Annotated in this window: 25 protein-coding genes; 17 read left to right on the forward strand and 8 right to left on the reverse strand. The window is 59.2% G+C overall.

Annotated features, from left to right (window positions below; translation table 11 throughout):
• Positions 1 to 50: 50 nt before the first annotated feature.
• From gshB to metK, 6 genes are all read right to left on the reverse strand, one after another.
• The gene (gshB, locus tag SK58_RS05855; RefSeq protein WP_015571835.1) at positions 51 to 998 is read right to left on the reverse strand and encodes a glutathione synthase; all 948 of its coding nucleotides are present in this window, start codon (positions 996 to 998) and stop codon (positions 51 to 53) included.
• 31 nt (positions 999 to 1,029) lie between these two features.
• Positions 1,030 to 1,761: a 16S rRNA (uracil(1498)-N(3))-methyltransferase gene (rsmE, locus tag SK58_RS05860; RefSeq protein WP_017382923.1), complete on the reverse strand. Its 732-nt coding sequence runs from the start codon at positions 1,759 to 1,761 to the stop codon at positions 1,030 to 1,032.
• Positions 1,762 to 1,812: 51 nt separating this feature from the next.
• Entirely contained in the window at positions 1,813 to 2,520 is a 708-nt protein-coding gene (gene endA, locus SK58_RS05865) for a deoxyribonuclease I (protein WP_003860034.1), read from the reverse strand.
• Positions 2,521 to 2,614: 94 nt separating this feature from the next.
• Positions 2,615 to 3,112, reverse strand: coding sequence for a SprT family zinc-dependent metalloprotease (locus SK58_RS05870; protein WP_015571833.1), 498 nt, complete (start codon positions 3,110 to 3,112; stop codon positions 2,615 to 2,617).
• A gap of 58 nt (positions 3,113 to 3,170) precedes the next feature.
• Positions 3,171 to 4,568, reverse strand: a complete 1,398-nt coding sequence (gene galP / locus SK58_RS05875; protein WP_015571832.1) for a galactose/proton symporter — start codon at positions 4,566 to 4,568, stop codon at positions 3,171 to 3,173.
• Positions 4,569 to 4,984: 416 nt separating this feature from the next.
• Positions 4,985 to 6,139 (reverse strand): methionine adenosyltransferase, encoded by a 1,155-nt coding sequence (gene metK, locus SK58_RS05880; RefSeq protein ID WP_003860037.1) that lies wholly within the window; start codon positions 6,137 to 6,139, stop codon positions 4,985 to 4,987.
• A 660-nt stretch (positions 6,140 to 6,799) separates the two neighbouring features.
• On the opposite strand from metK, the gene yqgB reads away from it, so the two are divergent.
• The 3 genes from yqgB to speB all read left to right on the forward strand — a co-directional run bounded on the left by yqgB (position 6,800) and on the right by speB (position 10,123).
• Positions 6,800 to 6,931: an acid stress response protein YqgB gene (gene yqgB, locus SK58_RS22155; RefSeq protein WP_057979949.1), complete on the forward strand. Its 132-nt coding sequence runs from the start codon at positions 6,800 to 6,802 to the stop codon at positions 6,929 to 6,931.
• Positions 6,932 to 6,939: 8 nt separating this feature from the next.
• A complete protein-coding gene (speA, locus tag SK58_RS05885) occupies positions 6,940 to 8,916 on the forward strand; it encodes a biosynthetic arginine decarboxylase (protein ID WP_017382922.1) in 1,977 nt (658 codons plus the stop codon).
• A 286-nt stretch (positions 8,917 to 9,202) separates the two neighbouring features.
• Positions 9,203 to 10,123: an agmatinase gene (gene speB, locus SK58_RS05890; RefSeq protein WP_017382921.1), complete on the forward strand. Its 921-nt coding sequence runs from the start codon at positions 9,203 to 9,205 to the stop codon at positions 10,121 to 10,123.
• 3 nt (positions 10,124 to 10,126) lie between these two features.
• Here speB and SK58_RS05895 read toward each other — a convergent pair whose 3' ends face one another.
• Positions 10,127 to 11,338: an MFS transporter gene (locus SK58_RS05895; RefSeq protein ID WP_048219511.1), complete on the reverse strand. Its 1,212-nt coding sequence runs from the start codon at positions 11,336 to 11,338 to the stop codon at positions 10,127 to 10,129.
• A gap of 414 nt (positions 11,339 to 11,752) precedes the next feature.
• On the opposite strand from SK58_RS05895, the gene SK58_RS05900 reads away from it, so the two are divergent.
• From SK58_RS05900 to SK58_RS05965, 14 genes are all read left to right on the forward strand, one after another.
• Positions 11,753 to 12,076 carry a Rieske (2Fe-2S) protein gene (locus SK58_RS05900; protein WP_003860044.1) on the forward strand — a complete coding sequence of 108 codons (324 nt, stop codon included), beginning with the start codon at positions 11,753 to 11,755 and terminating at the stop codon, positions 12,074 to 12,076.
• Positions 12,073 to 12,381, forward strand: a complete 309-nt coding sequence (locus SK58_RS05905; protein ID WP_017382919.1) for a recombinase-like helix-turn-helix domain-containing protein — start codon at positions 12,073 to 12,075, stop codon at positions 12,379 to 12,381. Before SK58_RS05900 ends, SK58_RS05905 begins: the two co-directional genes overlap by 4 nt.
• Before the next feature lie 10 nt (positions 12,382 to 12,391).
• Positions 12,392 to 13,414, forward strand: coding sequence for an aromatic ring-hydroxylating oxygenase subunit alpha (locus tag SK58_RS05910; RefSeq protein WP_006811913.1), 1,023 nt, complete (start codon positions 12,392 to 12,394; stop codon positions 13,412 to 13,414).
• The gene (locus SK58_RS05915; protein ID WP_015571829.1) at positions 13,414 to 14,163 is read left to right on the forward strand and encodes an SDR family oxidoreductase; all 750 of its coding nucleotides are present in this window, start codon (positions 13,414 to 13,416) and stop codon (positions 14,161 to 14,163) included. The genes SK58_RS05910 and SK58_RS05915 overlap by 1 nt, the downstream gene beginning before the upstream one ends.
• 12 nt (positions 14,164 to 14,175) lie before the next feature.
• Entirely contained in the window at positions 14,176 to 14,964 is a 789-nt protein-coding gene (locus tag SK58_RS05920; RefSeq protein WP_026094260.1) for an IclR family transcriptional regulator, read from the forward strand.
• A gap of 78 nt (positions 14,965 to 15,042) precedes the next feature.
• Entirely contained in the window at positions 15,043 to 15,969 is a 927-nt protein-coding gene (locus tag SK58_RS05925) for a VOC family protein (protein WP_015571827.1), read from the forward strand.
• Positions 15,966 to 17,153 (forward strand): NAD(P)/FAD-dependent oxidoreductase, encoded by a 1,188-nt coding sequence (locus SK58_RS05930; protein WP_048219513.1) that lies wholly within the window; start codon positions 15,966 to 15,968, stop codon positions 17,151 to 17,153. Before SK58_RS05925 ends, SK58_RS05930 begins: the two co-directional genes overlap by 4 nt.
• Before the next feature lie 25 nt (positions 17,154 to 17,178).
• The gene (locus tag SK58_RS05935; protein WP_015571825.1) at positions 17,179 to 18,435 is read left to right on the forward strand and encodes an MFS transporter; all 1,257 of its coding nucleotides are present in this window, start codon (positions 17,179 to 17,181) and stop codon (positions 18,433 to 18,435) included.
• Positions 18,436 to 18,445: 10 nt separating this feature from the next.
• Positions 18,446 to 18,976 (forward strand): cupin domain-containing protein, encoded by a 531-nt coding sequence (locus SK58_RS05940; protein ID WP_015571824.1) that lies wholly within the window; start codon positions 18,446 to 18,448, stop codon positions 18,974 to 18,976.
• A gap of 9 nt (positions 18,977 to 18,985) precedes the next feature.
• The gene (locus tag SK58_RS05945) at positions 18,986 to 19,756 is read left to right on the forward strand and encodes an alpha/beta fold hydrolase (RefSeq protein WP_032649465.1); all 771 of its coding nucleotides are present in this window, start codon (positions 18,986 to 18,988) and stop codon (positions 19,754 to 19,756) included.
• Complete coding sequence (locus SK58_RS05950) at positions 19,740 to 20,534, forward strand: SDR family oxidoreductase (RefSeq protein ID WP_047734789.1); 795 nt, start codon at positions 19,740 to 19,742, stop codon at positions 20,532 to 20,534. The genes SK58_RS05945 and SK58_RS05950 overlap by 17 nt, the downstream gene beginning before the upstream one ends.
• 9 nt (positions 20,535 to 20,543) lie before the next feature.
• Complete coding sequence (locus SK58_RS05955; RefSeq protein ID WP_015571821.1) at positions 20,544 to 21,314, forward strand: aspartate dehydrogenase; 771 nt, start codon at positions 20,544 to 20,546, stop codon at positions 21,312 to 21,314.
• 9 nt (positions 21,315 to 21,323) lie between these two features.
• The gene (locus tag SK58_RS05960) at positions 21,324 to 22,793 is read left to right on the forward strand and encodes an aldehyde dehydrogenase (protein WP_048219514.1); all 1,470 of its coding nucleotides are present in this window, start codon (positions 21,324 to 21,326) and stop codon (positions 22,791 to 22,793) included.
• Positions 22,794 to 22,806: 13 nt separating this feature from the next.
• A complete protein-coding gene (locus tag SK58_RS05965) occupies positions 22,807 to 24,447 on the forward strand; it encodes a thiamine pyrophosphate-binding protein (protein WP_039269817.1) in 1,641 nt (546 codons plus the stop codon).
• A gap of 82 nt (positions 24,448 to 24,529) precedes the next feature.
• Here SK58_RS05965 and SK58_RS05970 read toward each other — a convergent pair whose 3' ends face one another.
• Complete coding sequence (locus tag SK58_RS05970; RefSeq protein ID WP_017382910.1) at positions 24,530 to 25,798, reverse strand: OprD family outer membrane porin; 1,269 nt, start codon at positions 25,796 to 25,798, stop codon at positions 24,530 to 24,532.
• Positions 25,799 to 25,844 lie beyond the last annotated feature (46 nt).

Consider the following 25,844-nt stretch of genomic DNA (forward strand, 5'->3'; position numbering starts at 1 on the left):
TAAAAAGCGACAGCGCCCAGTATGGGGATAAACACAGGCGCTGTCACAGGTTATTTCTGTAAACGTTTTTCGATAGCGTCCATCAGCATTCCGGTGATCGAGATCGGGAATTCCGCTTCGATTTCGCGAATGCAGGTCGGGCTGGTGACGTTCACTTCGGTCAGGCGATCGCCGATGATATCGAGACCGACGAAGATCAGGCCTTTGGCTTTCAGCGTAGGGCCGACGCGGCGGGCAATTTCCCAGTCGCTTTCGCTTAACGGACGCGGTTCGCCACGGCCGCCAGCCGCCAGGTTGCCACGGGTTTCCCCTCCCTGCGGGATACGCGCCAGGCAGTAAGGCACCGGCTCGCCGTCTACGACCAGCACACGCTTGTCGCCGTCTTTAATGGCTGGCAGATAGTTCTGCGCCATGCAGTAGCGGGTTCCCAGCTCGGTCAGCGTTTCGGCAATCACGCCAATGTTCGGATCGCCCTCTTTCACGCGGAAGATCGACGCGCCACCCATGCCGTCCAGCGGCTTCATGATGATGTCGCCGTGCTTCTGCCAGAATTCTTTCAGCTGCGTTTTGCTGCGGGTGACGAGCGTTTCCGGCGTCAGGTCAGAGAACCATGCGGTATAGAGCTTCTCGTTGCAGTCGCGCAGGCTCTGCGGCTTGTTGACGATCAGCGTTCCTTTCTCTTCGGCACGCTCAAGGATATAGGTGGCGTAAATGTATTCGGTGTCGAACGGCGGATCTTTACGCATCAGGATCACGTTAAGGTCGGCCAGGGCAATATCCTGCTCGGTACCGAATTCGTACCATTTTTCGTAGTTCTGCTCGACGTTAACGATGCGGGTGCGTGCGCGGGCTTCACCGTTGATCAGGTAAAGATCGTTCATCTCCATATAGTGGAGTTCATAGCCGCGACGCTGCGCTTCCAGCAACATAGCGAAGCTGGAGTCTTTCTTGATGTTAATGTTTGCGATGGGGTCCATCACGATGCCGAGCTTAATCATCTTCTTCTCCGGTTATGGGTCAGGCTTTGCTTCAACCCAGATCGCCAAATCGCACCTGTAGCGCGGTAATGGCGGTGAGTGCCGTTGTCTCAGTGCGCAGAACGCGAGGTCCCAACAGAATATCAGTAAACTGGTAACGCGCCGTCATGGCAATTTCGTCAGCCGACAGGCCGCCTTCCGGGCCAATCAGCAGGCGTACACGCTCAACGGGCAGCGGCAGCGTATTGATGCTGGCGCTGGCGCGCGGATGAAGATTGAGCTTAAGCCCGCTTTCCTCTTCTGCACACCAGTCCTCCAGATCCATCGCCGGGCGGATCTCAGGGATACGGTTGCGGCCGCTCTGTTCGCAGGCCGCAATGGCAATTTTTTGCCACTGCTGGATCTTTTTGTTCAGACGTTCCGCATCCAGTTTAACGCCGCAGCGCTCAGAAAAAAGTGGCGTAATGAGGCTTACACCCAGTTCAATGGATTTCTGAATGGTGAACTCCATCTTTTCCCCACGCGACATCACCTGGCCCAGGTGAATGTGCAGCGGGGATTCCCGGTCGTCCACGTCGCCACGCAGCACCTTCACGTGCACGCTTTTTTTATCGGCGCGCGTAATTTCAGCGTCGAAAACCTGATTAGAGCCGTCAAAGAGCTGAATCGCCTGGCCTGCCCCCATGCGCAGCACGCGACCTACATGGTTTGCGGCATCATCAGACAGGGCGATTTCGCCGCCTGGGGTAATCAGTTCAGGGTGATAGATGCGAGGGATGCGCATAGTCAGAAATTCCATGTGTCATGCGATATAAGCGAATTGCCGTAGTGTAGGTTAGCTCTTTTGCGCCTGGCAAGCCCGCTGGACGTAAGGGTTATGATTCCCCTGGACTTTGGCGATACGTTCGTCGCGCTGGCATTCCCAGTCCGTCACCGGGTAGAGCTTGTCCCAGGCATTGAAGAGCTGCGTCTGCTGGCGGGAAAGATTGAGATCGTAGCGGTCGCGCATATAGAAATAAGTGCGGGCGATGCTGCCGCGTGCGCGGGCAGGTGGTTCGGCGACTTTCTCTTTGAAATCGACCTTCATGGCGCACTGACCGTACTGGCCTTCGCCACCGTTCCACTGGCTGTACATGAAGTTTCCGCGGTCGCCATTAACCTCACCCACGGCGGGTTGCAGGTTGTGCATATCGCTTTCCATCTGGCGGTAGACCGGATCTTTTGCGCAATTTTTACGTCCACCGTCCTGCCAGCACTGGCGCTGGTGGCCAAACTGCCAGGCCGGAACAACGTGTTCCCATTCGATTCGGCTGGCGCGGTTCTCGTTCTTGCGCACCTTATAGCCGCAGGATCCCAGATCCACGACCCCTTTCTTACCCTGCCAGTTAATTTTACAGCCGCAGTAGAAATCACCCGGTACGTCGGCGTTAATCTTTACGCCCGCGGTTTTTGCCTGAGAGAAACTGTGAATACCGTCGGCCAGAGCATGGCCGGAGAGCGCTGTCGCCAGAAAAGCGACCGCGAGAGAAACATTACGGGACATCTTACACTCCGTGTCAAAACGAGCCCGCAACGTAACGAATGTTGTTCCCGTATGCAATCAGTCAGATCAGGAAAGTTCCTGAAAGTTCGAGTGATTATTCCGCAACCAGCGGTTCGCCGCATTTAACGCAGCGATAGGTCGCCTCGCCGCGCACCACACGGTTGTGACGGCGGACGGTAAGCTGGTGCTGCTGACACTGGCAGCGGTAGGGGAAGGTATTGCGGCGTACCGATTCCAGCTCGAACTGATGGGTGCGGCGGGCCGGAACCCCGAGCACCGCCTCCATCATCCATTTCCACTCTTTGCCGTGCGGTGCGACGCGGCCAAAGTGCTTCCACACCAGAAGGTGGGCCAGCTCGTGCGGCACCACTTCGTCGATAAACGCCTGCTGGTTTTCCATCATCAGCACCGGATTCAGGCGGATCTCATACGACTCCAGCCAGGCTGTGCCTGCCGCGGTGCCACGCTGCTGATAGACCAGCTTCGGTTCAGGATAATTGCGGCCGAGCTTCAGGTTGGCCTGGGCGAGTTTTTCCCGCAGGCTGCGCATGACGGCTTGCTGAATGGCGATGGGGAGACGGGGAGCTTTCATAGGGGCAGAGCATAAAGCGGGAAGCGGGGAGGCGCAAGAGGCGCCTCCCGCAGGAGGATCAGTCGTGTGCGCCGATTTCGCGCAGAGGACGACCTTTCATCAGGTTACGTTCAATGTGTTCCAGTGAAACATGTTTGGTTTCAGGAACCAGCCAGATAGTGAGAACGATAAAGAACAGGTTCAGACCGGCGTAGACCCAGAAGGTATTGGCGTTACCCAGGGTATTGAGCATGGTCAGGAACGTTGCGCCGACGATCATGTTGGCAATCCAGTTGGTTGCGGTAGAACAGGTGATACCAAAATCACGCCCTTTCAGCGGCTGGATCTCAGAGCACAGCACCCAAATCAGCGGACCGGCGCTCATCGCAAACCCAATGATAAACATCAGCAGCATCGCCACGGCGAAGTACTGTGCCGTTGGGGAATGAATGCCCATGTGCATCATGGTACCCAGCACGCCCATCCCGACGGCCATCACCAGGAAGCCCAGCGTCAGGGTTGGCTTACGTCCCCAGCGGTCCACCAGACCGATAGCGATAAAGGTCGCCAGCACGTTGGTCAGGCCGACGATCACGGTGCCCCACATCTGTTCGGTGGTGTTGGTGTAGCCCGCCAGTTCGAAGATTTTCGGCGCGTAATACATGATGACGTTCATCCCGGTGAACTGTTGCATGATCTGTAACAGCACACCGAGGAACACCGCGCGGCGGAAGTTGCTGTTCTCTTTGAACAGCGCCCAGCCGGACTGTTTGACCTTCAGGCTTTCGCGGATCTCTTCCAGCTCGTTTTTGGCTTCGGCGCTGGTATCACGCAGGCGTAAGAGCACGCGTTCGGCATCATGGAAGCGGCGTTTGGCGGCGAACCAGCGCGGACTGTCCGGCAGGAAGAAGACGCCAATCAGCAGCAGGATGGCTGGAATGATGATTACGCCCAGCATCCAGCGCCATGCGCCGCTGTAGCTGAATGCGGTATCCGAGAGATAAGCCCCCAGAATACCGATGGTGATCATCAGCTGATACATGGAAATCATGCTGCCGCGGATTTTTTCCGGAGCGATTTCAGACAGGTACAGCGGGGCAGTATAAGACGCCACGCCCACTGCCAGACCGAGCAGCACGCGGGAGATGATCAGCACTTCAACGTTAGGTGCAGCGGCAGAGAACAGTGAGCCGGCAACGAACAGGATCGCGCCGATCATCAGGCTCTTTTTACGCCCGAGCTTAAAGGAGAGCCAGCCGCTGCCGACCGCGCCGACGGCGGCACCGAACATCATGGAGCTAACCACCCATTCCTGAGTGTGTGCGCTAATCTGGAACTCATCGGTGATGAAAGGTAATGCACCGGCAATTACGCCAATATCCAGGCCAAAGAGTAATCCTGCCAGAGCGGCGAGGAAGCAGACGAAGAACGTCATTGCCTTATTGGACGTACGCCCCTGTTTATTATTGTCAGGCATTATGCCCTCCAGTTGGGTTATCAGTTTTTACGATATTAAGAGTAGGTGAGCGGCTCATAAAAATATGTGAGTCAAATCACAACGGTGTAATCGGTTACACTAGCTTGTAACCGTAAAAATAATTAAAGCTTTGAAAATATAGAGGTAAATTAATTGATGTGCATCGCGTTTGTACAAATTTCAGACTTAACTGAAAGGGAATGTAACAGCAGAAGAAATGCGATCATGCAAAGAGAATATTCTGAAAGCGGGGTATAGAGAGTGAGGTGTAAACGGTTCCAAACATTGCCGGGTGGCGGCTGCGCCTTACCCGGCCTACAAAAACTCACTACCCGTAGGTCGGGTAAGGCATAGCCGCCACCCGACATAAAAAAGGCCAGCACAACGGCTGGCCTGTTTAAGCTACTGGCAGTCGATTATTTCAGACCGGCAGCATCACGCAGCAGGGCGGCTTTGTCGGTTTTTTCCCATGGGAAATGTTCGCGGCCAAAGTGACCGTACGCTGCGGTTTCCTGGTAGATTGGGTGCAGCAGATCCAGCATCTGAATCAGACCGTATGGACGCAGGTCGAAGAACTCACGCACCAGCAGGGTCAGCTGTTCAGAAGGCACTTTTTCAGTACCGAAGGTTTCCACCATGATGGAGGTTGGCTCAGCCACGCCGATAGCGTAGGAAACCTGGATCTCACAGCGGTCAGCCAGACCGGCAGCAACGATGTTTTTCGCTACATAACGTGCAGCGTACGCCGCAGAACGGTCAACTTTAGACGGATCTTTACCGGAGAATGCGCCGCCGCCGTGACGTGCCATGCCGCCGTAGGTATCTACGATGATTTTACGACCGGTCAGACCGCAGTCACCCATTGGGCCGCCGATAACAAAGCGTCCGGTTGGGTTGATGAAGAATTTGGTCGCAGAGCTCAGCCATTCAGTTGGCAGAACCGGCTTGATGATCTCTTCCATCACCGCTTCTTGCAGGGATTTCTGGTCAATCTCTTCCGCATGCTGCGTGGAAAGAACCACTGCATCGATACCGACGATTTTCCCGTCGTCATACTGGAAGGTCACCTGGCTTTTCGCATCCGGACGCAGCCACGGCAGGGTGCCGTTTTTACGCACTTCAGCCTGACGCTGCACCAGACGATGGGCGTAGGTTACCGGCGCTGGCATCAGCACGTCGGTTTCGTTGGTTGCGTAGCCGAACATCAGGCCCTGGTCACCCGCGCCCTGTTCCAGCGGATCGGCACGGTCAACGCCCTGGTTGATATCCGGAGACTGTTTGCCAATCGCGCTCAGTACGGCGCAGGAGTTGGCATCAAAGCCCATATCAGAATGTACATAGCCAATCTCACGCACCGTGTTACGGGTGATCTCTTCGATATCAACCCATGCGCTGGTGGTGATCTCACCGCCAACCAGAACCATGCCGGTTTTGACATAGGTTTCACACGCTACGCGCGCCTTTGGATCCTGCGCGAGGATCGCATCCAGCACCGCATCGGAGATTTGGTCAGCAATTTTATCAGGATGTCCTTCTGATACGGACTCGGACGTAAACAGGTGTTTTGCCATGTTTTATTTCACCTAAGAGGAATTTGGTTAGCTCAAGCTGCTGTGTGGAATAGCCATAGGAGATAATTCTACCAAGGCCTACAGGATTTTGACACTGGCAGTCTGAGTGTTAATCGGTATGGATGGATTAACATCTGGACGTCTATTTTAGGTCACTTCTTCACCTGATTTCCAGTTTTTTTTGACTCACCTCTCACTGTGTTGAAAACGCTGCTGGAAATTTTTCCTGACGACGCTGGCAACATGCGCATTTTTGTTTTGCTTTTTAGCGACCTTCTCGGTATAAAACGCGGCGCGCGGCTCATATAAAATAAGCGCTCGATGAACACATCGTGTCGCCACTTCCAGCCGGGTTAAGCAGTGAACTTTTAGCTTTGGCTTGTGGTCCGTTTCAGCAGAGGCGGCCGTGGAGGTGATACCAGATAATGAACCATCGTTTTCCGCTCATTCAGCGCAGCCGTTCTGGCGCGCATTTGATTCCCACCCGCACTTCTGGTCTAAACACCTGCCGATGTTATACCCATCTCGGTGCTTCTCAGGATTCCAGAGCCGGTCACGCTTTGTGAAAACTGAACAAGGGCGCTCTTGTTAATACAGGAGTTTTCTCGTGGTTTCGCCGAACCTTGTCATACAGAGTTCGGATACGTGTTTTACAATGATATGAATAAGAAACCGGTCGCACGGTCTGGATTTCAGCATACTCTGCTGGGAAATGGAGCCGTTAATGGGTTGTTATCGCCGTATAACGCTGCGATAGTAGTCAACTGTTTTACACTTAATACAAAGAGTTGAGGTTCGCTATGTCTGACGACATGTCTTCGCTTTCGCCTTCGTCAGCAGGCGAACAGGGTGTACTACGTTCTATGCAGGAGGTTGCGATGAGCTCCCAGGAAGCCAGCAAGATGCTGCGCACTTACAATATTGCCTGGTGGGGCAATAACTACTACGACGTTAACGAGCTGGGCCACATCAGTGTCTGCCCGGATCCGGACGTCCCGGAAGCGCGCGTGGATCTCGCTAAACTGGTGAAAACCCGTGAAGCGCAGGGTCAGCGCTTGCCTGCACTGTTCTGCTTCCCGCAGATCCTGCAACATCGCCTGCGTTCTATTAACGCCGCGTTCAAACGCGCGCGGGAATCGTATGGTTATAACGGCGACTATTTCCTCGTTTACCCGATCAAGGTCAACCAGCACCGTCGCGTGATTGAGTCCCTGATCCACTCCGGCGAGCCGCTGGGCCTGGAAGCCGGCTCTAAAGCGGAGCTGATGGCGGTTCTGGCGCACGCGGGCATGACCCGGTCGGTGATCGTCTGTAACGGCTATAAAGACCGCGAATACATTCGTCTGGCGCTGATTGGCGAGAAGATGGGCCACAAGGTCTATCTGGTGATCGAGAAGATGACCGAAATCGCGATCGTGCTGGAAGAGGCCGAGCGTCTGAACGTGATCCCACGCCTTGGCGTGCGTGCGCGACTGGCGTCGCAGGGTTCCGGTAAATGGCAATCTTCCGGCGGTGAAAAATCCAAGTTCGGCCTCGCGGCGAACCAGGTGCTTCAGCTGGTGGAAATTCTGCGCGAGCGCGGTCGTCTGGACAGCATTCAGCTGCTGCACTTCCACCTCGGCTCGCAGATGGCCAACATTCGCGACATCGCCACCGGCGTGCGTGAATCTGCGCGTTTCTACGTTGAGCTGCATAAGCTTGGCGTGAATATTCAGTGCTTTGACGTGGGCGGCGGCCTGGGCGTGGACTACGAAGGGACCCGCTCGCAGTCTGACTGCTCGGTAAACTATGGCCTGAACGAATATGCCAACAACATCATCTGGGCGATTGGCGATGCCTGCGAAGAGCACGGCCTGCCGCACCCGACGGTGATCACCGAATCCGGCCGCGCGGTCACCGCGCACCATACGGTGCTGGTCTCTAACATCATCGGCGTTGAGCGTAGCGAAATCACCGAAGCCACGCCTCCGGCAGACGATGCTCCACGCTCACTGCAAAGCATGTGGGAAACCTGGCAGGAGATGCACGAGCCGGGCACGCGTCGTTCCCTGCGCGAATGGCTGCACGACAGCCAGATGGACCTGCACGATATTCACGTCGGCTACTCGTCAGGCACCTTCAGCCTGCAAGAGCGCGCGTGGGCCGAGCAGCTCTACCTGAATATGTGCCACGAAGTGCAGAAACAGCTCGACCCGAGCAACCGCGCGCACCGTCCAATTATCGACGAGTTGCAGGAGCGTATGGCGGACAAAATGTACGTCAACTTCTCCCTGTTCCAGTCGATGCCGGATGCCTGGGGTATCGACCAGCTGTTCCCGGTTCTGCCGCTGGAAGGGCTGAACCACGCCCCGGAACGCCGCGCCGTGCTGCTGGACATCACCTGTGACTCCGACGGCGCAATTGACCACTACGTCGACGGCGACGGTATCGCGACCACTATGCCAATGCCGGAGTACGATCCGGAGAACCCGCCAATGCTGGGCTTCTTTATGGTGGGTGCGTATCAGGAGATCCTCGGCAACATGCACAACCTGTTCGGTGATACCGAAGCGGTTGACGTGTTTGTCTTCCCTGACGGCAGCGTGGAGGTTGAGCTGTCCGACGAAGGGGACACCGTGGCGGACATGCTCGAATACGTTCAGCTGGATCCGAAAAAACTGCTCACCCAGTTCCGCGATCAGGTGAAAAACACCGGTCTGGACGATGCCTTGCAGCAGCAGTTCCTGGAAGAGTTTGAAGCGGGTCTGTACGGGTATACGTATCTGGAAGACGAGTAAGAAAACCTCCCTCTCCCTGTGGGAGAGGGGCGGGGTGAGGGCATCAGGCCGCTGTGCCGCCGATGCCCGGTGGCGCTGCGCTTACCGGGCCTACGAATGTAGTCCGGAGAAGGCGAAGCCGCCATCCGGCAGAATGCTATACTCACTTGAACCCGTATGAATTAACGGCGATAATTCGCCCCAATATGCGATTTACGAATCAATCCCTTCCTCGTCGGGTTTAACGACGCGGAGGGGATTTTTTTTCATCTGTTTTTAATGTATCGACTTTATAAGAGGTCAGGACATGAGCACTTTAGGTCATCAGTACGATAACTCTCTGGTATCTAACGCGTTTGGTTTTTTACGCCTTCCGATGAACTTCCAGCCGTACGACAGCGATGCGGACTGGGTGATCACCGGCGTACCGTTCGACATGGCAACGTCCGGTCGCGCGGGGGGACGTCATGGCCCGGCGGCGATCCGTCAGGTTTCCACCAACCTGGCCTGGGAGCACAACCGCTTCCCGTGGAACTTCGACATGCGCGAGCGCCTGAACGTGGTGGACTGCGGCGATCTGGTGTACGCCTTCGGCGACGCGCGTGAGATGAGCGAAAAATTGCAGGCGCACGCCGAGAAGCTGCTGGCGGCCGGTAAACGCATGCTCTCCTTCGGCGGTGACCACTTCGTGACCCTGCCGCTGCTGCGCGCCCACGCGAAGCACTTCGGCAAAATGGCGCTGGTGCACTTCGATGCGCACACCGACACCTACGCGAACGGCTGTGAATTCGACCACGGCACCATGTTCTATACCGCGCCGAAAGAAGGCCTGATCGATCCAAACCACTCCGTGCAGATCGGCATCCGCACCGAGTTCGACAAAGACAACGGCTTCACCGTACTCGACGCGGGCCAGGTGAACGATCGCGGCGTGGACGATATTCTGGCTCAGGTTAAGCAGATCGTCGGCGACATGCCTGTCTATCTGACCTTCGATATCGACTGCCTGGATCCGGCATTCGCACCGGGTACCGGTACGCCGGTGATCGGCGGCCTGACATCAGACCGCGCCATCAAGCTGGTGCGCGGCCTGAAGGATCTGAACATCGTCGGGATGGACGTGGTGGAAGTGGCTCCGGCCTATGACCAGTCCGAGATCACCGCGCTGGCCGCGGCGACCCTGGCGCTGGAAATGCTCTACATCCAGGCGGCGAAAAAAGGCGAATAAGCCTTACGCGCTGATTGCTGCTGCGCGCCGCATGCGCAGCAGCAACATTCCCCCGGCAAGCAGGGTGACAACCTGCGAGACGACCAGCACCGAAAAGCCTGAACTGACCGACCCCACCGATCTCATCACCATCCCCATCAGCAGCGGAATAAACGCCGCGCAGATATTGCCGATCCCATTGATTATGCCGTAAGCGCTGCCCACGGCGTCCCGGGCGGCGTGATGCTGGATTACCGCAGGAATAGCCGCTCCCTGAAGCCCCCAGAACACGTTGGCAGACAGCATAAAGAGCGCCAGCCATGCGGGCTGATGGCTGAGCATCAGTGCGATCACGGAGAGTGCCGTCAACGTACCGCCCACCACAAACAGTACCGGTGCCTGTTCCGGACGCATTTTATCGAGCAGCACGCCACCCAGAAACTTTGACCCCAGACTGAGCAGGAAGGGGATCGCCGCAAGCCAGCCCGTGGCATGCAGCGAGAAGTGGTGCTCGTCACGCAGCCATGCGGGCAGCCACGCGCTGCTGCCCCACAGATAGCTCAGCGTGGCGATTTCAACCAGCAGGATCCAGCCCAGCAGCGGCGTCTGCCAGGCCAGCGTGAAGGTGTGAACAAACCCCGGTTTTTTCATCTTCACCGGGCTGTGTGGCGCGGGCAGAAAACGCCAGATGAGCCCGCCGCCCAACACCAGATTCATCACCGCCAGGGCGTAAAACGACCCGGCCCAGCCCAGATGCGACATCAGCCAGGTCACCAGCGGAAAGCCCACGGCCAGCCCGAGCGAGACGCCCAGCGCGGTCACGGCGTTGGGTTTGCCGATCTCTTGCGCGCTAAAGTTATCGCTGATAAAGCGCGTTTTCAGTGAAAAAAGCGGTCCCTCCGCGATCCCCAGAATCACGCGGGCGATGAGCATTCCCGTCAGCGAGCCGAGCAAAGGTGAAGCCGCGCAGACCGCGGCCCAAATCGCAATGCTGCTTAATAATCCCTGCCGATAATGAAGTTTGCTTTCAATAACTGGCGTTAATAATAAAGCGGAAAACCCATAACCCAGAAGAAAGCAGGTCATGAGCAGGCCCTGTAACATTCTGTTTTCATTTAACTGAAAATGTTCGGCAAATTCCGGGTTTAAAATCATTACCGAGATATTTACCCGATCGACGTAGGAAATAATAATGAGTAATAACAGTGCAATTGTACCTTGCCATCTTGCCGTCATCATGCCCGCCTTACGTTTTCATCTATTTATATTTTTATCAAAGTGATTGTCACGGATCTAAAATGGTTCACTGGTGAAACTCATTGTTTATTAAGAGTAAATAAATTTTTTGTTTCACAGGTGAAACGCCGAAGATGTGACGTTACTTTATTTTTAAGGAACAAAAAGAAAAGAAGTCAATATCTTTTATTGAAATGTCGAGGGCATTAATAAATCGTATTTATCACGCCGCGATAATGAAAATTTCATATCGCTGCATTTTTTCGTGATCCTTTGCACACTTAGTTAATTAATACCTGTTTGATTAACAAATTCGTCACATTGTCGCTTGACGAAACATTCATCGCTTTTATATTGACCGTATTAAATAAGAAACAGAGTTTCATATATGAAACAAAAGCCTGGAGGATCGTGATGAGCTGGATAGGCGTATGTGACGCAGAACAAGTACAGGAAGATTTCCCTTTTAGCGGCAACGTCGACGGTAAAGAGATCGGCGTTTACCTGATCGACGGTGAATATTACGCGCTGGAGGACGTATGCCCGCACGCCTATGCCCTGCTGAGTCAGGGCTTCGTGGAAGACGGCAAGGTGGAATGCCCGCTGCACGAGGCGGTGTTCGACGTCAAAACTGGCCAGTGCCTGCACGGCCCCGGTGGTCGCAACCTCAACCGCTACCCGGTTCGGGTCTTTGAAAATCAAATCCAGATTACCTTCGTCGAGGAGACCGTGGCATGAGCGACACCCTGAACTACAACCCGGCGTTGCCGGAAAGCCGCCAGTTTACCCCACCGGCAGAGGGCGGTAACGGTGCCATTCATAAGCCAGGCGATTACACCAACCTGATCTGGCAAACCCGCAGCCGCGAGCCGGAAAGCTGGGAAGTGAAGCTGATTGCGACGCTGGAAGATCTCTTCGAGCAGGGCGTTGAAACCTTGCCGGAGCTGGTAAGCGGGCTGAACGCGGTGCGTATGCACGACCAGCAGGGCGAGCCGTGGAGCGACGCCAGCTTCCAGGCATTCTTACAGGTTAACGGCTACTGAGGGCAACGCGATGACGACGACCGTACAAAACTATCTTGATAAAGGCCTGCGCGGCCTCTGGTATCCGGTGCTGGCGAGCTGGGAAGTGCAGTCTGCGCCGGTGGGCATCACCCGCCTGGGCGAGCAGATTGTGGTCTGGCGCAATAAAGATGGACAGGTTCAGGCGCTGGAGGACCGCTGTCCGCATCGCGGTGCGCGCCTGTCGATGGGCTGGAACCTCGGGGACCGCATTGCCTGCTGGTATCACGGCGTAGAGGTGGCGGGCAACGGCGAGGTGAAAGACGTGCCCGCCGTGGATAAATGTCCGCTGGTCGGCCAGCAGTGCGTGCGCAGCTATAACGTGCAGGAGGCGCACGGCGCCATCTTCCTGTGGTTTGGCGTCACCGCGGACCAGCAGCCGGACGAACTGACCTTCCCGGATGAACTCGCCGACACGGAAAACTTCAGCAACTTCCTCTGCACCGCCGCGTGGAAATGTAATTACCAGTACGCGCTGGAAAACGTGATGGACCCGATGCACGGCACCTATCTGCACTCCTCGTCGCACTCGATGGCGGAAGGGGATCGCAAGGCCGACATGGTGCTCCAGCCGACCAAAACCGGCTTTATTTTCGAGAAAAAAGGGCAGAGCGGCGTCAATTTTGACTGGGTGGAGCTGGGCAACAGCGGCACCTGCTGGATGCGCCTCTCCATTCCGTACAAGAAGCGCTTCGGACCGGGCGGCCACTTCTTTATCGTCGGCATGGTGGTGCCGGAAGATAACGACAACTGCCGCGTCTTCTTCTGGCGCATCCGCCGCGTACAGGGCTGGCAGCGCGATATGTGGCGCTTCATGTACCGCAACCGGCTGGAAAAACTGCACTGGGAAGTGCTGGAGCAGGACCGCGTGGTGCTGGAGAGCCTGGCGCCAAACGCGCGCGATCATGAATACCTGTATCAACACGACGTTGGCCTCTCGCGCCTGCGCCGCATGATGCAAAAAGCCGCCAAAGAGCAGCTGGCGATGCGTGAAGCACAGCAGGGAGCCGCCTGATGAAGGGGCTGCTGAGCGGCAAGCGCATCGTGGTGACCGGTGCCGCGCGCGGGCTGGGCTACCACTTTGCCCAGGCCTGCGCGGAGCAGGGCGCGGCGGTGGTGATGTGCGACATCCTCAAAGGCGAGCTGGCCGAGAGCGCCCACCGGCTGCGCGAGCAGGGCTATGCGATCGAATCGCACGTTATTGATCTGGCCGATCAGCACTCCATCGACCAGGTGTTCAGCGCCATTGGCGAGCAGGGGCAGATTGACGGCCTGGTGAACAACGCGGCGATGGCGACGGGCGTCGGCGGCAAAAACATGCTTGATTACGATCCGGATCTCTGGGATCGGGTGATGAGCGTCAATGTCAAAGGCACCTGGCTGGTGACGCGCGCCGCCGTGCCGCTGCTGCGCGAAGGGGCAGGCATTGTGAACGTGGCGTCCGACACCGCGCTGTGGGGCGCGCCGCGCCTGATGGCCTACGTCGCCAGTAAAGGGGCCGTGATTGCCATGACCCGCTCAATGGCGCGCGAGCTGGGGGAAAAACGTATCCGTATCAACGCCATCGCACCAGGGCTAACCCGCGTCGAGGCGACGGAATATGTCCCCGCCGAACGGCATCAGCTCTACGAAAACGGACGCGCGTTAACCGGGGCACAGCAGCCGGAAGACGTCACCGGCAGCGTGGTCTGGCTGTTAAGCGATCTGTCGCGGTTTATCACCGGACAGCTGATCCCGGTCAACGGCGGTTTTGTCTTTAACTAAGGTAGGGCGATGATGGCAAACGATCGGGAAGTGAAGTATCTGGTGCCGGGGCTGGAGCGCGGTTTACAGCTGCTGTTGGCCTTTGGCGAGCAGCATCGCGAACTGACCTTTGCCGAGCTGCACCGGCTGGTGGATATGCCGAAGGCCACCGCCTACCGCGTGGTACAGACGCTGGAGTTCATGGGATTTCTGGAGCGCAACACGCGCACCAATACCTTTTCGCTGGGCATGAACGTGCTGCGCCTGGGCTTTGAGTACATCGCCTCGCTGGACGTGGCGCAGGTCGGCCAGCCGGTGATCGAGCAATTGCGCGACGTGAGCCAGTGCAGCAGCCATCTGGCGATCCGCGACGGGCGCGACATTATCTACATCGCCCGCGTCAGCGCCGCCGGGTCGCGCATCAACCAGGTCAGTATTGGTACCCGTCTGCCGGTGCACTGCACCTCGCTCGGCCGCATGCTGTTGACCGATATTTCCCGCGCTGATTTCGAACAGCTGTTCCCGCATGAGCGTCTGCCGGGCAACACGCCGGGGCAGCTTCACGACCGCGAAGCCCTGTGGCAGATGGTGCAGCAGGACAAAGCCCGCGGGTATGTCATCGGCGAATCCTTCTTCCGCCACGGCATCTCTTCCATCGTCTACCCGGTGTATGACCGAAGCGGCCGCGTGGCGGCGGTGGTCAGCATTCTAGTGCCGTCGGAGGAGATCCCGCAGAGCGACCGCGAGCGCCTGCAAAACGAGGTTCGCCTCGCGGCGGATAAAATTTCTGGCTTCTTAGGGTATTTGTCACAGGCCAGTTAAATCAGTGAGTTAACGTCAGGCGCTTGACTGCGTCGGGCATGTTTTACGCCCAATCTGGGCCAGATGAGGCAACGAACGATGAGTGTAACCGGAATTGAAAAGCTGGAATTTGGTGTGGAAGACCTGACGCACTGCGCCAAATTTATGCGTGATTTTGGCCTGACGGGCGATGCCAGCGGCCAGCGTTTCACCACCCTGAGCGGCGCGCGCGTGGAGCTTAACCCGATCGACAGCCCCGACCTGCCGCCCGCGTTTGAAGCGGGCAACACCCTGCGCCGCATGACCTGGGCGGTTGCCAGCCAGTCTGATCTGGACGCGCTGCGCCCGAAGCTGGCGCAACAGCCAGGTTTTCGTGAAGTGGGCGACGCGCTGGAGTGCCTGGACCCGAACGGCATGACGCTGCGCGTGCAGGTGACCCAGCAAACTGACGTGGAGCTGAACGTCGAGCCGATTAACCAGTGGGGCGATGCCCGCCGTATCGACACCCCCAGCCCGGTTTACGATCGCGCCCAGCCGATCAACGTGGGGCATGTGGTGTTCTTCGTGGAAGAGCTGGCGGCAGTGGAGAAATTCTACCGCGAGGTGCTCGGCTTCCAGGTCTCGGACCGCTATATCAACCGCGCCGTGTTCCTGCGCTGCGGCGTGCGCGGCGGCCATCACAACCTGTTCCTGCTGCAACTGCCGAACCGCAAGCGCGGCCTCAACCACGTGGCCTTCACCGTGCGCGACATCCACGAGGTGATCGGCGGCGGTATCGCGATGAATAAACATGACTGGAGCACCTTTATCGGGCCGGGCCGTCATCCGGTGTCGTCGGCGTACTTCTGGTACGTCAACAGCCCGACCGGCGGGGCGTTTGAGTATTACACCAACGATGATTATCTGACGGAAAACTGGCAGCCGCGCGAGCTGGAGCATTCGCTGGTCTCCTTTACCGAGTGGGCGGTGGAAGGCGGGATTGACCACGACACGCGCCGTCAGCAGAAAAAGCCGGAGGCGGTATGACATCGCGCATTGTCATTATCGGCGGCGGTCAGGCGGGCGGCTGGGCGGCGAAAACCCTGCGCGATGAGGGTTTCGACGGCGAGATTTGCGTGGTAGCGGAAGAAGAATGGGATTTCTACGAGCGCCCGCCGCTGTCGAAAGCGTCTTTGCTGGAGCCGAACGCGGCGCTCCCAAGGCTGTTTACCGACGAGGTGCAGCAGGCGCTGAACCTGGCCTGGTACCGGCCGCTGCGCGCTGAATCTGTCGATCGCGATGAGAAAAAAGTCGTTCTTAGCAACGGCGAGCGGCTTAGTTACAACATCCTTTTAATCGCTACCGGCGGTCGGGCGCGCCTGCCTTCGCAGGCGTGGGCCAGCCATCCGCAGGTCTATACCCTGCGCCACTGGCAGGACGCGCAGCGCCTGAAAAGTCGTCTGGCGGAAAGTAAAAAACTGGCGATCGTCGGCGGCGGCTGGATCGGACTGGAGATTGCTGCCTCGGCGCGCAAAAGCGGCGTGGCGGTCACCCTGTTCGAGCAGCAGCCCGCGCTGTGCATGCGCTCGGTGAGCGGCGAGGTGTCGCAGCGCTTAGAGGCCCTTCACCGCGAGCAGGGCGTGGATATCCGTACCGGCTGCGGCGCGCTGGAGCTGGAGGACGATAACGGCCTGCCGGTTATCCACTGCGACGGCCAGCGTGAAACCTTTGATGCGGTCGTGGTTGGGATCGGCGTCGATCTCAATCTGGAGCTGGCGCGCGATGCGGGGCTGAAAACCGGGCGCGGGATCGTGGTGGATGCCCAGGGACGCACGTCGGATCCGTTCATCTTTGCCGCAGGAGATGTCGCCCAGCACCATCACTACGGCCTGTGCATCCAGTCCTGGGCCTTCGCCCAGAACCAGGCGGTGGCGACGGCGAAAGCGATGCTCAACCCCGATGCGCCGGGCTATGACGACGCGCCGTGGCTATGGTCGGATCAATACCAGCACAACATCCAGATCCTCGGCATTCCGCAGCCGGGCAGCAGAACGGTAGTGCGTGAAGAAACGCTGTACTTCTCGCTGGACGACAACGGGAGGCTGACGCAGCTGGTGGCGTTCGACGATGCGCGTACCGTCAAGCTGGCGAAGCGCTGGATGGCGGCGGGGCGGGATCTGTCCGACGTGCCGCTCGCCGACCCGACCTTTTCACTGATGTCACTGCGATAGCTAACCCGCACCCGTAGGGGGAGAGATGACCACACTAGAGACTAACACCGCGCCGGTTGAGGCGAGCGGTGAGGGGACCCGCACGCCCGAAAAAGCGGTGCGCTGGGCCATCCCGCTGTCGCTGCTGGCCTGCGTGCTGCTGGCGTTTTTCGACAAAATCAGCATCGCGGCGCTCTTTTCGGATACCCATTTCCAGCAGGCGATGGGCATTGATTTCGACACCACGCGTCTCGGCATTTTGATGAGCGCTTTCCTGCTGAGCTATGGCTTCTCATCGGTGTTTTTAAGCGGTTTAGGCGACAAAATCGCGCCGCTGCGCCTGCTCACCGGGATGATGGCGGTGTGGTGCGTGCTGATGGTGGCGATGGGCTTTACCCATAACTACACGCTGATGATCGTCCTGCGTATTCTGCTGGGCGTGGCGGAAGGACCGCTGTTCCCGCTGGCCTTCGCCATCGTACGTCACAACTTCCCGCAGCATTTACAGGCACGCGCCACCATGCTGTGGCTGCTGGGGACCCCGGTGGGCGCGGCGATTGGTTTCCCGCTTTCCCTCTGGCTGCTGAACACCTTTGGCTGGCAGAGCACTTTCTTTGTGATGGCCATGCTTACCGTGCCGGTGCTTATCTTTGTGCGCATTGGTCTGCGCGGGATCCGCCTGGAGGCAAAACCCGGCACCTCGCAGGCGTCCCGGGACGAGCGGCGCGCGGCGCGGCGTGAGCTGTTCGTCAGCCCGCACTTCTGGATCATCTGCATCTTTAACATCGCTTTCCTGACCTATCTGTGGGGCATCAACGGCTGGCTGCCGGGCTACCTGATCAAAGGCAAAGGCATTCATCTGGAGCACGCGGGCTGGCTGTCGTCGATGCCGTTCATCGCCATGCTGGCAGGGGAAGTGATTGGCGCGTGGCTCTCGGACAGGGTCGATAAGCGCGCGGCGGCATGCTTTATCTCCATGGCGGGGGCGGCCGTCGGGCTGGCGGCGGTGATGCACCTTGATACCCCGCTGGCCGTCATCGCGGCGATGAGCTTCAGCACCTTTATGTGGGGCACCGGCGCACCCAACATTTTCGCCCTGCTGGCGAAGGCCACCCATCCCCGGGTGAGCGCCACGGCGGGCGGTATCTTCAACGGGCTGGGAAACTTTGCGGGCGCGCTGTCGCCGGCGGTGATGGGTGCGCTTATCGCCTTCACCCACAGCATGGATTCCGGGCTGATTTTTCTGGCGGTGATGGCGGCGGTGGGCTGCGTCCTGTTACTGCCGCTGCTGAGACGTTACTGAGGAGAGTGTCATGACTGATTCAACCGTAACCAACACAACAGGCATCAAACCTGACCATCTGACGATGGAAGAGTGGGTCGAGTCGCGCATCGCGCGCTTCGAAGGCCGTAAATACGACTGGAACGCGCTGAAGTTCCAGGCCGATTTTGACCCGAAATACCGCCGGGCGCAGATGCGCTACATCGGCACCGGCGCAACGGGCGTCGCGAACGACACCAACACCGTGCAGGCGGACCATTTTACCTTCTCCACCATGGTGCTGCCGTCGAAGTGCGAAGGGCCGCTGCACCTGCACGACGACGTGGAAGAGGTGTTCTTCATGCTTAAAGGGCAAATCACGCTGATGATCCAGGACGGCGACAACTACACCGAAACCGTGCTGCGCGAGCGTGATCTGATCTCCGTTCCGCCGGGCATCTATCGCGGCCTGTTTAACCACGGCGAAGAAGAAGCGCTGATGTGCGTCATGCTGGGGACCAACAAGCCGGAAATCCCGACCTATCCGTCCGACCATCCGCTTTCCAAAGTGAAGCGGAACTAAGGGGGCATGATGACGGGTTTTCGTGAACAGGGAAGCGGTATTCCGCTGATGCTGCTGCACGGGATCAGCTCCGGCGCCGCCTCCTGGCACAAGCAGATGGCGCTGAACGGTTTTCGCGTGCTGGCGTGGGACATGCCCGGTTACGGCGAAAGCCCGATGCTGGCCGTAGCGCGGGCGAACGCGGGGGATTACGCCGACGCGCTGGCGGCGATGCTGGATCGCGCCGGTGTCTGGCAGGCAGTGCTGGTCGGCCATTCCCTGGGGGCGCTGGTGGCCAGCGCCTTTGCCGCGAAGTTCCCTGAGCGCGTCATCCATCTGGTGCTGGCCGACGCCGCGCAGGGGTACGGCAATGCCGCGCCGGAGCAGCGGGAGCAGGTCTGGCGTAACCGCGAGCAGCAGATGGCGCTGGGGGGCGACATCCTCGCCCAGACCCGCGCCGCGAAGCTGCTGCGCCCCGGCGCGCGCGCGGAAGATATCGCCACCGTCGCGTCGGGCATGCGGGCGCTGCGCCCGGAAGGCTATCTCGCTGCCGCGTGGATGCTGGCACATGACGACATTCACGGCTGGCTTAAACGCTATTCCGGCACGTTTGAAGTCTGGTGCGGCGAGCAGGATGCCATCACCCAGCCGGAACTGGTTCAGGGTCTGGCGCTGCGCTACGGCATGCCGTTTATCGCCATTCCGCAGGCCGGGCACGCCAGCTATCTCGATAACGACGCGTTTTTCAACCAACAGCTTTTACGCATTAACGAAGAGGTGCGCGATGAATGCACAAATTGACGGGCGCGTAGCGGTCGTTACCGGCGGTTCTTCCGGCATTGGCTTTGAAACGCTGCGCCTGCTGCTGGGTGAAGGGGCGAAAGTCGCCTTCTGCGGCCGTGACCCGGACCGGCTCGCCAGCGCCCATGCGACGCTGCAAAACGAATTTCCTCACGGGGAGATTTTCGCTTACCGCTGCGACGTGCTGAACGCCGACGAAGTTCAGGCCTTCGCGGATGCGGTGCAGGCGCGCTTTGGCGCGGCGGATATGCTGATCAACAACGCCGGGCAGGGCTACGTGGCGCACTTCCATGACACCCCGCGCGAGGCGTGGCTGCACGAAGCCGAACTCAAACTGTTCGGGGTGATTAACCCGGTGCAGGCGTTTCAGCCTCTGCTGGAGCAGTCAGACATTGCCTCTGTTACCTGCGTGAACTCCCTGCTGGCGCTACAGCCGGAGGAGCACATGATCGCCACCTCCGCCGCTCGTGCCGCGCTGCTGAACATGACGCTGACGCTGTCGAAAGAGCTGGTGGGCAAAGGCATTCGCGTCAATTCCATTCTGCTCGGCATGGTGGAATCCGGCCAGTGGCAGCGCCGCTTTGAAAACCGGGCGGACAAAAGCCTGAGCTGGCCGGAATGGACGGCGGATATCGCGCGCAAGCGCGGCATTCCAATGGCGCGCCTCGGCAAGCCGCAGGAGCCCGCGCAGGCGCTGCTGTTCCTCGCTTCGCCGCTGGCCTCGTTTACCACCGGCGCGGCGCTGGACGTTTCCGGCGGCTTCTGCCGCCATCTGTAAGGACACATCATGAAAAAGGTAATGTTGATTGGTTTTGGCGCCATGGCGCAGGCGGTGATTGAGCGCCTGCCCGCCGGCGTGGCTATCGGCTGGATCGTGGCGCGCGCGTCTCACCATGCCGCCATTCACGACCAGTTTGGCAATGCGGTCGAGGCGCTGACGTCGCCGATGGCGTGCGCACAAACGCCGGATCTGGTGCTGGAATGCGCCAGCCAGCAGGCGGTGGCCCAGTACGGGGAAGAGATCCTGCGTCGCGGCTGGCATCTGGCCGTCATTTCCACCGGCGCGCTGGCGGACAGCGCGCTGGAGCAGCGTCTGCTCGCTGCGGGCGGAAAACTGACCCTGCTTTCCGGTGCGGTGGCCGGTATCGACGGGCTGGCGGCGGCGAAAGAGGGCGGCCTTGAGCGCGTCACCTATCAGTCGCGCAAAAGCCCGGCCAGCTGGCGCGGCAGCTATGCCGAGCAGCTTATCGATCTGAATGCGGTGTCAGAGGCAAAGGTTTTCTTCGAGGGCAGCGCCCGCGAGGCGGCGCGCCTGTTCCCGGCGAACGCCAACGTGGCGGCGACCGTGGCGCTCGGCGGCGTCGGGATGGACGACACCCGCGTGCAGCTGATGGTTGACCCGGCAACGAAACGCAATACCCACACGCTCCACGTGGAAGGATTGTTCGGCGAGTTTCATCTGGAGCTGAGCGGACTGCCGCTGGCTTCTAATCCTAAAACCTCCACCCTGGCGGCACTGAGCGCGGTGCGCGCCTGCCGCGAGCTGGCCCTGAGCTGAGGAGTGACGATGGACGATCTGAAGATTTTTATCGGCGGCCAGTGGCGACACGGCGGCGGCAACCCGATGCAGAGCCACTTCCCGGCAGACAGGTCGATCAACGCGACGCTGAATGCCGCCAGTCTGGATGACCTGGAGGAGGCGGTAGCCGCCGGAGAGCGCGCCTGGCGCGATCCCGCCTGGCGTAACAGCCTGCCGCATATGCGCGCGAAGATCCTGCATAAGGTTGCCGATCTCATTGAATCCCGCGTCGACGCGCTGGCGCAGATGCAGAGCCGCGATAACGGCAAGCCGCTGGCGGAAGCGCGCGGGCTGGTGTTGAGCGCGGCGGGAACGGCGCGCTACTTTGCCGCCGCCTGCGAGCTGCTGGAAGGGGAACTGCCCACGCCGCGCCAGCCGGATCTGCTGACGCTGAGCCGCTACGAGCCCCTTGGCGTGGTGGCGGCCATCACGCCGTGGAACTCGCCGATTGCCAGCGAAATGCAGAAGGTCGCACCGGCGATTGCCGCCGGAAACGCGGTGATCCTCAAGCCGGCCGAAGCCACGCCGCTGATGGCGCTGGAGCTGGCGCGGATTTTTGAACAGGCCGGGCTGCCCGCCGGGCTGCTGAGCGTGCTGCCGGGCAAAGGCTCGGTGATTGGCGATGCGCTGGCGCGCCATCCTCGCGTGCGCAAAATCTCCTTTACCGGTGGAACCACCACGGGCCGCCATCTGGCGCACGTGGCGGCGGAAAAACTGATCCCGGCCTCGCTGGAGCTGGGCGGCAAATCGCCGACCATCGTGCTGGAGGATGCTGATATCGAACAGGCCGCGCGCGGGATCTGCTATGGCATTTTCAGCTCGGCGGGGCAGGCGTGTATCGCCGGATCGCGGCTGTTTATCCACGAGAGCATTTACGCCCCGCTGATGGCGAGGCTGCTGGAATTAACTCGCGGGCTGCGCGTCGGACACCCGTTTACCGACGGCGTGCATGTCGGACCGCTGATCGGCGAAAAACATCGCCAGAGCGTGATCGAGTACGTCGAACTGGCGAAGCGTGAAGGGGGCCGCGTGCTGTGCGGCGGCGAGATCCCCGCCGATCCCGCTCTGGCAAACGGCAGCTTTTTCCTGCCCACGATTATCGAAGGGTTGAGCAACAGCGCCCGCGCCTGTCAGGAAGAGATCTTCGGCCCGGTACTGGTGGCGATGCCGTTTGCCGATGAAGCCACGCTTATCCGCGAGGCGAACGACTCGGTTTACGGCCTGGCAGCGGGGATCTGGACACGCGATACCGGTCGCGCCCTGCGTCTCAGCGAGCAGCTGGAGGCAGGCACGGTGTGGATCAACACCTACAAAGTCTTTGCGATTTCGACCCCGTTCGGGGGCTTTAAAGAGAGCGGTCTGGGCCGCGAGAAGGGTATCCAGGGGCTGAAAGCCTGGATGCAACAAAAGAGCATTTATCTGGCGACGGGTAACAGCGTCAACCACTGGTGCGACTGAGAAAGGGTGAGCAATGAGCGAAATGATAACCGTCGGCGACGCCATCGCCAGAACGCTGGAGCAGTATCAGGTTGAGGCCATCTACGGCGTCATCTCCATTCACAACCTGCCGATCGCGGATGCGGTTGGGCAGCGGGGCAATATCCGCTTTGTGCCCGCCCGCGGTGAAGCCGGTTCCGTCACCATGGCCGACGCCCACGGGCGCTTTTCCGGCCTCGGCGTGGCGCTGACCAGCACCGGCGCGGGGGCGGGTAATGCGGTAGGCGCGCTGGTGGAAGCCATGAATGCCTGCACGCCGCTGCTGCATTTAACCGGGCAGGTTGAGAAAGCCTGGCTGGACGCCGACACCGGGTTTATCCATGAAACCCGTGACCAGCTGACCTTCCTGAAGGCCAGCTCAAAACGGGCGTACCGCATCAGCAATGCGAATCAGGCGATAGCGATTCTGCATAAAGCTATCCAGGACGCGCAGACCCCGCCGTGCGGACCGGTCTCGGTGGAAATCCCGATTGATATTCAGGGCGCCAAAATTCCGCTGTCGCTGGTGACTAAACCGGTTAAACCGGCATCGGTTCCAGCCGTGGATACCGGAATGGTTGACGCGCTGTGGGCGCAGCTCAAACAGGCGAAACAGCCGCTGCTGTGGCTGGGGGGCGGGGCGCTGGGCAGCGCAGACGCGGTTAAAACGCTGGCGGATGCGGGCATCACCGTGATTTCCAGCACCCATGCGCGCGGCGTGCTGCCGGACAGCCACCGCGCCAGCCTTCGCGCGTTCCACAACTCGCCGTCGGTGGAGGCGCTGATTGCGCAGTGTGATTTTACGCTGGTGGCCGGTTCTCGCCTGCGCAGCAACGAAACCCGATCCTGGACGCTTGAGCTGCCTTCCCCGCGGGTGCAGATCGATATCGACCCGGCGGCGGCGAGCCGTAACTACCTGATGGATAGCACGTTGATAGCCGATTGTTCAGCGGTGCTTGGCGCGCTGGCTGAAAAAGTACAGGGCCGCGAGTGGGGCAGTCCCCAGTGGGATATGCAGGTGCAGCAGGCGGTCGGGCAAGCTGAGCAGGGGCTGCGCGAGCAGTGCGGCGCCTATGCGAAGCTTAACGACGCCATAGCAAAAGCCCTGCCGAAAGACGGCCTGCTTGTGCGCGATATCACCGTGTCCGGCAGCCTGTGGGGTAGCCGCCTGTTCAGGGCTAACGGTCCGATGATGAACATTCACTCCCTCGCCGGGGCGATTGGTATGGGGCTGCCGATGGCCATCGGCACCGCGATTGCCAACCCGCAGCGCAAGGTGGTGGGGCTGGTGGGCGACGGCGGCCTGAGCCTCAATTTAGGCGAGCTGGCGACGCTGGCGCAGGAGAAAGCCAACGTGACGCTGCTGGTCATGAACGACGGCGGCTACGGGGTGATGCGCGGTATTCAGGATAAGTATTTCGGCGGGCGTCAGTATTATAACGCGCTGCATACGCCGGACTTTACCCTGCTGGCGCAGGCGATTGGCCTTCAGGCGTGGAGCGTTGAGCGGGCAGAGGATTTTGATGCGGTGATGACGGAGGCGCTGGCGATGCCGGGGCCGTCGGTAGTGGAAGTGCGGATGGGGCAGATTGGCGCCCTGAAGTTTGCCGGGCCGCCGCAGAAGACGCTTTACTAGCTGTTTCCCCTCATCCTAACCCTCTCCCACAGGGAGAAAACGGTAGGCCGGGTAAGGCGAAGCCGCCACCCGGCTTTTTTCATCAGAACACGTTAAACGGGTATTCCACGTAAGCGCGGATCTCGTCCCCGCCCACGTTGTACTCGCTGGCGTTGCTGGAGACGCGCAGTACGGAGTAGCGCAGCTTCAGCTTCAGATCTTTCGCCGGGCCATCCTGCACCTGGTACTGGATCTGGTTAAACCACTCGTGCTCTTTGCCATTGCTGGTTTCAGAGGTTTTGATGTTATCGCCGCGCACGTAGGCGGTGGTCCAGCTCAGGCCCGGTAAACCAAGGCCGCCAAAGTCCAGACCGTAGGATGCCTGCCAGGAACGTTCATCTTCGCCGTTGAAATCAGACCAGTAGGAGTTCGCCAGCCAGATGGTGTTACCGCCGTCACCCACGCCGCCTTTGTCGCGATAGCCGCCGTAGTTGTAGCCGGTACTGCCGCTGCTCTGCTGGTACGCCACTTTGAACGTGTGAATGTCCCAGATATAGCTCGCTGCCAGGCTCCAGATGGTGTTGCTGCGGCCCGTGTTGAGGCTGTCCGCGTAATGCTGGTCGAGACGGGAGTTATAGCCGTTGAAGTCGAGCACCAGCTGCTGCCCGGTACTGAACGGCTGTTTGAAGTTCATGCCCAGGTACTGCTTGTTCATCACCTCTTCGTTATGAGAGGCGTACAGCGCGCCGCTGAACTGGTCGTTAAACTGATAGCTCGCACCGCCGAAGGAGAGGCTCTTCAGTCCGCTGTCGTGGCGGTCATCGCTTTTACGCTGCTCGTCGGTGAAGTAACCGGCGTTGACTTCCAGACCGTCGATCTCTTTCGAGGTCAGCAGGGTGCCGGTGTAGCTTTCAAACAGCAGGCGGGAGCTGTCGGATGTAATGATTGGCAGTTCAGGACGCTGGTTCCCGTAGCTCAGCACGGTATTGGAGATGCGCATTTTGGCCGTCGCGCCAAACTTTGCCAGATCGGATTTTGCCCGGCCGTCGTCTTCCTGCTTAAAGAAGTCGATGCCGCCCGCGCCGCTCTTGCCGCGGCCACCGTCCAGACGCACGCCATACTGCGCGATACCGTCCACGCCGAAGCCCACCAGCCCTTCGGTATAGCCGGATGCAAACGTGGCGATGATCCCCTGACCCCATTCGGCTTTGTCCTGCTGGCCCTGATGGTAGTCGCGGCTGATATACGCATTGCGTAAAAACAGATCCAGATGGCTGTCGTCAATAAAACCCTTGCTGTCGGATTGCTGGCTTGCGGCGGCAGGTAATGCGGCAAATAAACTTAAAGCAATTAATGATAATTCTTTTTTCACGGAGGGAACGTCTCTGTCTGGATATATTAATTTGAATAACTGCGGA

Origin of the sequence: Enterobacter sp. BIDMC93 (genome assembly GCF_001037805.1) — a bacterium.
GTDB lineage: Bacteria > Pseudomonadota > Gammaproteobacteria > Enterobacterales > Enterobacteriaceae > Enterobacter > Enterobacter hormaechei_C.